Source organism: Roseofilum reptotaenium CS-1145 (assembly GCF_028330985.1).
Classification (GTDB): Bacteria; Cyanobacteriota; Cyanobacteriia; order Cyanobacteriales; family Desertifilaceae; genus Roseofilum; species Roseofilum reptotaenium.
Genome location: NZ_JAQMUE010000064.1, coordinates 125,317 through 132,636, shown reverse-complemented (window position 1 = coordinate 132,636; position 7,320 = coordinate 125,317). Strand labels below are relative to the sequence as shown.

General features: G+C 43.4%; 5 protein-coding genes and 1 pseudogene. 2 read left to right on the top strand and 4 right to left on the bottom strand.

Going from position 1 to position 7,320, the window contains the following annotated elements; translation table 11 throughout:
* Positions 1-134: 134 nt before the first annotated feature.
* Positions 135-635: pseudogene (locus PN466_RS10560) on the top strand (IS200/IS605 family accessory protein TnpB-related protein); the annotation flags it as partial.
* A 53-nt stretch (positions 636-688) separates the two neighbouring features.
* Here PN466_RS10560 and PN466_RS10555 read toward each other — a convergent pair.
* From PN466_RS10555 to PN466_RS10545, 3 genes are all read right to left on the bottom strand, one after another.
* Positions 689-2,866 (bottom strand): sensor histidine kinase, encoded by a 2,178-nt coding sequence (locus PN466_RS10555; RefSeq protein WP_271939460.1) that lies wholly within the window; start codon positions 2,864-2,866, stop codon positions 689-691.
* Positions 2,867-2,964: 98 nt separating this feature from the next.
* A complete protein-coding gene (locus PN466_RS10550; protein ID WP_271939458.1) occupies positions 2,965-3,717 on the bottom strand; it encodes a transporter substrate-binding domain-containing protein in 753 nt (250 codons plus the stop codon).
* A gap of 236 nt (positions 3,718-3,953) precedes the next feature.
* Positions 3,954-4,289: a hypothetical protein gene (locus tag PN466_RS10545; protein WP_271939456.1), complete on the bottom strand. Its 336-nt coding sequence runs from the start codon at positions 4,287-4,289 to the stop codon at positions 3,954-3,956.
* 43 nt (positions 4,290-4,332) lie between these two features.
* Here PN466_RS10545 and PN466_RS10540 point away from each other — a divergent pair, with 43 nt between their 5' ends.
* Entirely contained in the window at positions 4,333-5,226 is an 894-nt protein-coding gene (locus PN466_RS10540) for a cation diffusion facilitator family transporter (RefSeq protein WP_271939455.1), read from the top strand.
* A 378-nt stretch (positions 5,227-5,604) separates the two neighbouring features.
* Here PN466_RS10540 and guaA read toward each other — a convergent pair whose 3' ends face one another.
* Positions 5,605-7,212, bottom strand: coding sequence for a glutamine-hydrolyzing GMP synthase (gene guaA, locus PN466_RS10535; protein WP_271939452.1), 1,608 nt, complete (start codon positions 7,210-7,212; stop codon positions 5,605-5,607).
* Between the last annotated feature and the right edge of the window lie 108 nt (positions 7,213-7,320).

Here is a 7,320-nt window from a genome sequence, read left to right as displayed (position 1 = left end):
TGGGCCCTCTTTTGCTTGATGGTAGGCTACGCCCAGGGACTCTCTACTCTGGTGGGGGACTATCTTAAGGAGTCGGGGCATTGCTTTGCTTGGACACTCTTCATTTATATCGTAACTTATTCATCGGACTTGATATTACTCGATGCCGAAATCAAAAAGTGGAGAACTATCTCCATCAAGCCAGCCGTTATCTGGTCAATCTACTCGTTCAGAAAAATATCACTACTTTAGTCATTGGCAAAAATGAGGGTTGGAAACAAAAGGTCAAGATGGGGAAAGTGAACAACCAAAAAATTGTGGGGATTCCTTTCAACCGTCTGATTGAAATGTTGACTTATAAATGTCAATTAGTCGGGATTAAAGTGGCGATCGCTGAAGAGAGTTATACGAGTCAGTCGAACTTTTTCAACTTAGATCCGCTTCCCGTTTATGGGGAAACAGTAGAAATTCCCAAGTTTACGGAAAAAAGAATTAAAAGAGGTCTTTACCGGACTGATACAGGATTCTTATGTCAAGGGGATATTTTAGGCTCTTATAATATCTTAAGAAAAGCATTCCCAAATGCCTTTATGGGCTATGGGATAGAGAGGTGCGTAGTTCACCCAAGGAGAATTAATCTCTCGAAGCCAAAATGAAGGGGATTTTTGCAATAGAATCCATGTCTTGTTTATATCTGACTATATTTTGGTTAACTATAACCCAATTTTATCGGTAATCTTATCAAAAATTCTGCCCCTTTTCCAGGGGTAGAGTTGCAAAGGAGTTCCCCCTTATGTTTCTCGACAATAATTTGATAGCTAATGGAGAGACCTAACCCGGTTCCTCGGCCCACAGGTTTGGTGGTAAAAAAGGGATCAAAAATAGAAGATATGACCGATTCACTAATTCCTGGGCCGTTATCAGAAATGCGAATTTGCACCCGATCTTCTGAGAGGTCTTGGGTTTCAATCCATAGGGTGGGATCGATAATATCGGGTTCAGATAGGGCATCTATGGCATTTTCTAGGATCTGGAAAAAGACTTGATTGATTTCGCCAGGGTAACAAAAAATATTGGATACTCTGGTATAGTTTTCAATCACTTGAATCGATTGTAAATTCGCTTGCAAAATCATTAAGCTGTTCTCTAATCCATCTTGGATGTTGACCCATTTTTGATCGGATTCATCCAAGCGGGAAAAGCTACGCAATCCTAACACGATTTTCTGAATGCGATCGGCTCCACTCTGCATAGAAATCATTAGGTTTTGAAAATCTTCGACAATAAACTCTAGATCTATGTCTTGTGTTTTTTGATGGATTTCATTGGCGGATTCCGGATGGTGTTTTTGATAGAGTTCAATCAACTCAATCAATCCTTCTAGATATTCTTTGGCATGGGGTAAGTTGCTGTAAATAAAACTGATGGGATTATTGATTTCGTGGGCGACTCCGGCAACAATTTGACCTAAACTGGACATTTTTTCCGTTTGAATGAGTTGGGATTGTGTTTGTTTGAGTTCTTGTAGGGCTTGCTCGGTTTTTTCTTTGGCAAATTTGAGGGCTTCGGTGCGTTTTTCGACCCGTTCTTCTAAGGTTTGGTTGGCGGTTTCTAAGGCTTGGAAAGAATGGCGCAGTTGTTGGGACATTTGGTTAAAGGAACGGCGCAAGGTTTCTAATTCGCGCAGATAGAAGTGGGGTAAGTGTTGATTGAGGTTGCCTTTGGCGATCGCTTCAGTGGCTTGAATAAGCTGATGTAAGGATTGGCTAATCCAACGGGATGTTCTTAAGCCGAGTAAAATGGACACGAAGAGGGCGATCGCACACAATTGTATGGTAATCCACGTATTAGCGTTGATTTGCTCCATAAAATCGGCTTCTGGAACCACCACCACAATGATCCAATCGATGCCTTGGGCATTCTGAAAGGGAGTGACTTGTAAAAATTGCCGCTCTCCTTCGAGCAAAAACGCTGAATTTTCCGTGGTTTCCACGTTTTCTAAAGTGTCAAATTCTTCTTGCAGATATTGGGCAGAGGATTGAATGAGGCGATCGCTGGTATTGGTGGCTTGAATTCTGAGGGTTGTGCCATAGGTGACGAGAAACGGGCGATCTAGGGTGGAACTGGCAACTAATAAGCCGGAACGCTCTAAAATAAAGGCTTCTGCCCCTGGACTAATATCTAAGGTTCCTAAAAAATCACTTACTTCTGAGAGGCGAAATTCCGCACCGAAAACACCTAAGAGTTTGCCGATTTCGCTATAAACGGGTTGATTGACGGTGGTGGCTAAGGTTTCTGAACCGAGGTGGGTGTAAATGCCTCCCCAAGTCGCTTTTCCGGATTGAATAGCATTCTCATACCACACTTCTAGGCGGCTATCGTAGTCTGGGGTAGAGGACAAGAGCTGTCCCCTTTCTCGATCGCCATTTAATTGATAGGTTTCTAGGGTTTGCTCTGTGTCTGGATTGGCTAAGGATAGCACATATCCATCCGGCGATCGCTCTAAGCCTAAAAATTCTCTCTGCTCGCTACTAAACTTTATCGCGCTAATTGATTCAAACGCTTGTAATTGCTTGCCAAAATAGGCTTGCAGTTGCTGATAATCTTGGAGATTGAGTAAGTTGAGGTTTACAGCATCCTGATTAATTTGATTGACTAAATATAAATCATGAATATAATTAGCAAGTTCCTGCTCAATGCGAGCAGTGATTTCCTGACGGAGTTGGGTTGTGACTTGATTAATCGCTTTTTGCCCATTCCGGAGGGAGAGCCAACCGGTTAAACTAACAGCTAAGGAAACTTGCAACACAAAGGGCACAACTAAAACAACCCGTAAAGACAGTTTACGAGGCAGGAGAGCAGTCCAAGTTTTGAGACGTTTAAGCATGGGAAAAAAAGGATATCAAGTTCCCTCCCAGACGCTGGAATGAGTAATGAGTAATGAGTTTTGAGCCAGAATAGTGCTGTAAAGTGAATGGGGTTGAATTAGCTGAACCATTTCTGGATCAGTTCTTTTATTTTTCCAGTCTCTTTCATTTCGGTTAAAACTTGATTAAAGGATTCGGTATAGGCAGAACCTTTAGGGAGGGCGATCGCCGATCCACTCGATTCGGTATCAAAGGGCTGGGTAAAATCTAAATCTGGGTTCGCGGAAGCATAGCGCTCTGCTACCGTGGACTCGATAATCGCTGCATCTAGGGTTTTCGCTTTCACCTCTTGGATAATTTCGCCAATTTTATCGAACTCGACTAACTCAATCCCAGTAATCTTTTTAGCTGCATCTGCCTGAATCGATCCCCCTTGTACCCCCACCCGCTTGTCTTTTGCGTCCTCTTTGAAGTTGATATTTGCCCCTCTAGGCATGAGAATAATACTGGAAGCTTGATAATAGAGATCCGTAAACTCCACCTTGGCTTGGCGCTCCGGTGTAGGAGACATCCCTGCCATTACAAAATCTACTTCATTATTTTCTAAGGCAGGAATGAGGCGATCGAAGTTCATATCCTCAATTTTCAGCTCAAAATTCAGGGACTCAGCTAAATATTGGGCAATGTCCACATCAAAACCAATAATCCGTTCTTCTCCTCCTGTACTATCTTTAAATTCATAGGGAGGATAATCGGCAGAAGTTCCCATAACTAAAGTAGTTGAAGTGCGGGTTGGACTACAAGCAGAAAAAATCAGTACACTAAAGAAGGCTGTTATACTGAGAATCAGAAAGGTTTGGATTGATTTCATGGAAGGGGTGAGTAATAGGGTAATGAGTTTTGAATTTTGAGTATAGGAGAGACCAACCTATTATTATATCAAATATCAGAATTGCTCATTACCCATCCCCGCCAGGACGGTTCTTCAGGACTTAATTATACTAAACTGTTAAGGGGTGACGTAAAAAATTGCCAATTCATCTGAAATCGTTAAAAATAGTTTTCCCATTACCGATTACCGATTCCCCTTCTACTGCGCCAAGCGCTCTATCCCAAATAGGCATTGAGGTCTTCAATCACACGGGTAAGTTCCGCTTCGGTACTCAGGCGCAGGCGATCGCTTTTCAGAGTCACCAAAACCTTTGCTGCAAAGGGACTTGCATAAATATTAGGATTACAAAATATCTCTAGGAAAACGTCCCCATTATGGTGATATTCCATCGGTGCTTGAGGGGGTTTCCGTCCTGGAGTCACCGGTTGCGCTGCCAAAGTTTTGAGCCGATCCATCAATTGATTAATTTCTGCTTTCAGGTTTTGGGCAGCTTCGGGAGTAAAATTAAAAGATACAGAACCTTGGGCAAAGTTGAGAGTTAGTTGGGTCATACGTCTATAAACCGGATTAGACTATTGTCTATCCTAGAAGATAATGGTTACAGATATTCGTTCTAAAGTCCGTCAAGTGTTGTTCATTACGTTAGGACTCAATGTACTGGCGTTATTGATTAAAGTCCTCGTGGGCTGGAAAACTGGCTCACTGAGCTTATTAGCCGATGCCCTTCATAGTGTCACCGATAGTGCCAATAATATCCTGGGATTAGTTGCCAATCACTTCGCCTCACCCAAACCCGATCGCGAACATCCCTATGGACATCAGAAATTTGATGCTATTGGCGCTTTGGGAATTGCCGCGTTTTTAGGGTTTGCTTGTTTTGAAATTGTCTCAAGTTCCCTCGAGCGTCTCACTTCTCAAGGCGATCCTCTGACGATTGAATTTGAAGATTTATGGATATTACTGATTGTTTTGGGGATTAATATTTTTGTCGCCTTTTATGAACGAGCCGTCGGTCAACGGATTGGCAGTGGTATTTTAGTTGCGGATGCTAAACATACCATGAGTGATGTTTGGGTGACGATTATGGTTTTGGGGGGATTATTGGGAGTGGTTTTAGGCTATCCCCTTTTAGATGTGCTATTAGCGTTTCCCGTGGCTCTATTGGTATTTTATAGTGGTTGGGAAGTTCTCAAGGATAATTTACCCTGGTTAGTGGATGAAATGGCGATCGCCCCGGAAGCCATTCATGATACTGTGATGGAAGTCCCAGGTGTGCTAAACTGTCATGATATTGCCTCACGAGGGATTGTCGGTCGGCAAGTCTTTATTGAAATGCATCTGATTGTCGATGCGATCGATGTGGCGACTTCCCACGAAATTACCGAAGCAGTAGAAGCCCATTTACAGGAAAAATATCACCCCGTTCGGGTTCTCATTCATGTAGAGCCTCCCGATTATCACTCCAATCAAATTACGTTTCAACCGTAAGCGAATCCTTGAGAATTACTTTAGGTTTTCCACAGAATCACCTAGAGCGATACACCCTAGGGAAGAGGAAATAGGGAATAGGGAATAGTTTATGATAACAAGGTTTCAAGATAGATCGGTGTACTAACTTATGTTTTACTCCGATCTATTTTTCCACAGTTGACTCGTGTTTTTCCACAGGTTCAGAGCGATAGATCTCCATCATCTGCCCATCGGATTAAAGGGAAAAGAGGGGAGGATCAGCAAGTGTCAAAGGAAGAGGGAAGAGACAATAGGCAATAGGGATAAAAATACAGGATTACTCCATTCCTATTTATTTTTTACTCACTGATGCAAGAGGTCTATTGTATTCCCTCTGACTCGCCAAAGGGCTAGATTTTATTCCCATTCAATCGTTCCAGGAGGTTTGGAGGTAATATCATAAACCACCCGATTTACCCCTTTCACTTCATTCACAATACGATTAGAAATAGCTTCTAAGAGATCGTAGGAAACCCTTGACCAATCTGCAGTCATGCCATCTTCACTGGTAATAAAGCGCAATACCACGGGGTGAGCATAGGTGCGTTGGTCTCCCATGACTCCAACACTGCGGATGGGTAAAAGAACGGCAAACGCTTGCCAAAAGTCATGATAAATCCCTCGCTGGCGAATTTCATCCCGAACAACAAAATCTGCATCTCGGAGAATGTTCAGTTTGTCGGCCGTGACTTCTCCGAGAATGCGAATGGCTAAACCTGGGCCGGGGAAGGGATGACGTTGAACAATTTCTTCTGGGAGACCGATGGAGCGTCCAAGTTTGCGAACTTCATCTTTAAACAGTTTTCTCAGGGGTTCAATCAGCTTAAATTGTAGGTCTTTGGGTAATCCTCCCACGTTGTGATGGCTTTTGATTTTGACTGCCACCCGTTCGCCGGTTTTCGGGTCCATGTTGGTATCGGCTGATTCAATTACATCGGGGTAGAGGGTTCCCTGAGCTAGATAATCAAAGGGGCCTAAGCGTTTGGATTCTTCTTCAAAGACGCGGATAAATTCATGGCCGATGCGTTTGCGCTTGACTTCGGGATCGGTTACCCCTTCAATGGCTTTGATGAAGCGATCGCGGGCTTCGATATATTTAACATGAATATGGAATTGTCCTTCAAACATTTCTATCAAGGATTCAGGTTCGCCTTTTCGCATAAATCCTTGGTCGATGAACATGCAGGTGAGTTGATCGCCGATCGCTTTATGCAGTAAAAAGGCTAAGGTTGAAGAATCAACTCCTCCGGATAGGGCGAGTAATACCCGTTGATCGCCCACTTTAGCGCGAATTTCTCGGATGGACTCTTCCACAAACGCTTCTGTTGTCCAAGTGGGTTCGGCATCACAGATATGATAGACAAAATTGCGAATCAGGGCGATACCACCAATGGAGTGAACCACTTCGGGATGAAATTGTACGCCATAGAGTTTCCGCTCATGATTGGCGATCGCCGCACAGCGCGTATTATTAGTATGGGCAAGAATTTCAAATCCTTCTGGCAGAGCTAAACAGGAATCCGCATGACTCATCCACATGGTGTTGCCATTATCTACGTTGGTAAATAAATCTGTGGGATCGTCAATAAACAGGGCTGCTTTTCCATATTCACCCCGTTCTGCTTTTTCCACGTTACCGCCTAATTGTTGCACCATCAATTGCATCCCATAGCAAACACCCAGAATAGGGATACCCATGTGGAAAATTTGGGGATCGCACTGGGGCGCTCTCGGATCGTAAACTGAGTTGGGTCCACCAGAAAGAATAATGCCTTTAGGATTAATTCTTTGAATTTGTTCTACAGAGGTTCGATAGGATAGAACTTCTGAGTAAACTTGGGTTTCTCGAATTCGACGGGCAATCAGTTCAGAGTATTGGGAACCGAAATCGAGGATAACGATCATTTGGCGATTCAAGGCGCGAATGGGAGGTGTAGGAAGGGAGGTTTGGGTTTGCACAGTCATAAGCAGTGGTCGATGCGATCAATAACAGGAATACAATACTTTTAGTTGTGCGTAGGGCGAACTGAAGGCAAGTGCCCGCTCGTCGTAGGGGTGAATAATAATTGATCT

What these genes read in the sequence shown, in the direction of transcription:
- PN466_RS10540 (WP_271939455.1), top strand. Translation starts at nt 4,333, where the DNA reads ATGGTTACAGATATTCGTTCTAAAGTCCGTCAAGTGTTGTTCATTACG.
- PN466_RS10555 (WP_271939460.1), bottom strand. Translation starts at nt 2,866, where the DNA reads ATGCTTAAACGTCTCAAAACTTGGACTGCTCTCCTGCCTCGTAAACTG.
- PN466_RS10550 (WP_271939458.1), bottom strand. Translation starts at nt 3,717, where the DNA reads ATGAAATCAATCCAAACCTTTCTGATTCTCAGTATAACAGCCTTCTTT.
- guaA (WP_271939452.1), bottom strand. Translation starts at nt 7,212, where the DNA reads ATGACTGTGCAAACCCAAACCTCCCTTCCTACACCTCCCATTCGCGCC.
- PN466_RS10545 (WP_271939456.1), bottom strand. Translation starts at nt 4,289, where the DNA reads ATGACCCAACTAACTCTCAACTTTGCCCAAGGTTCTGTATCTTTTAAT.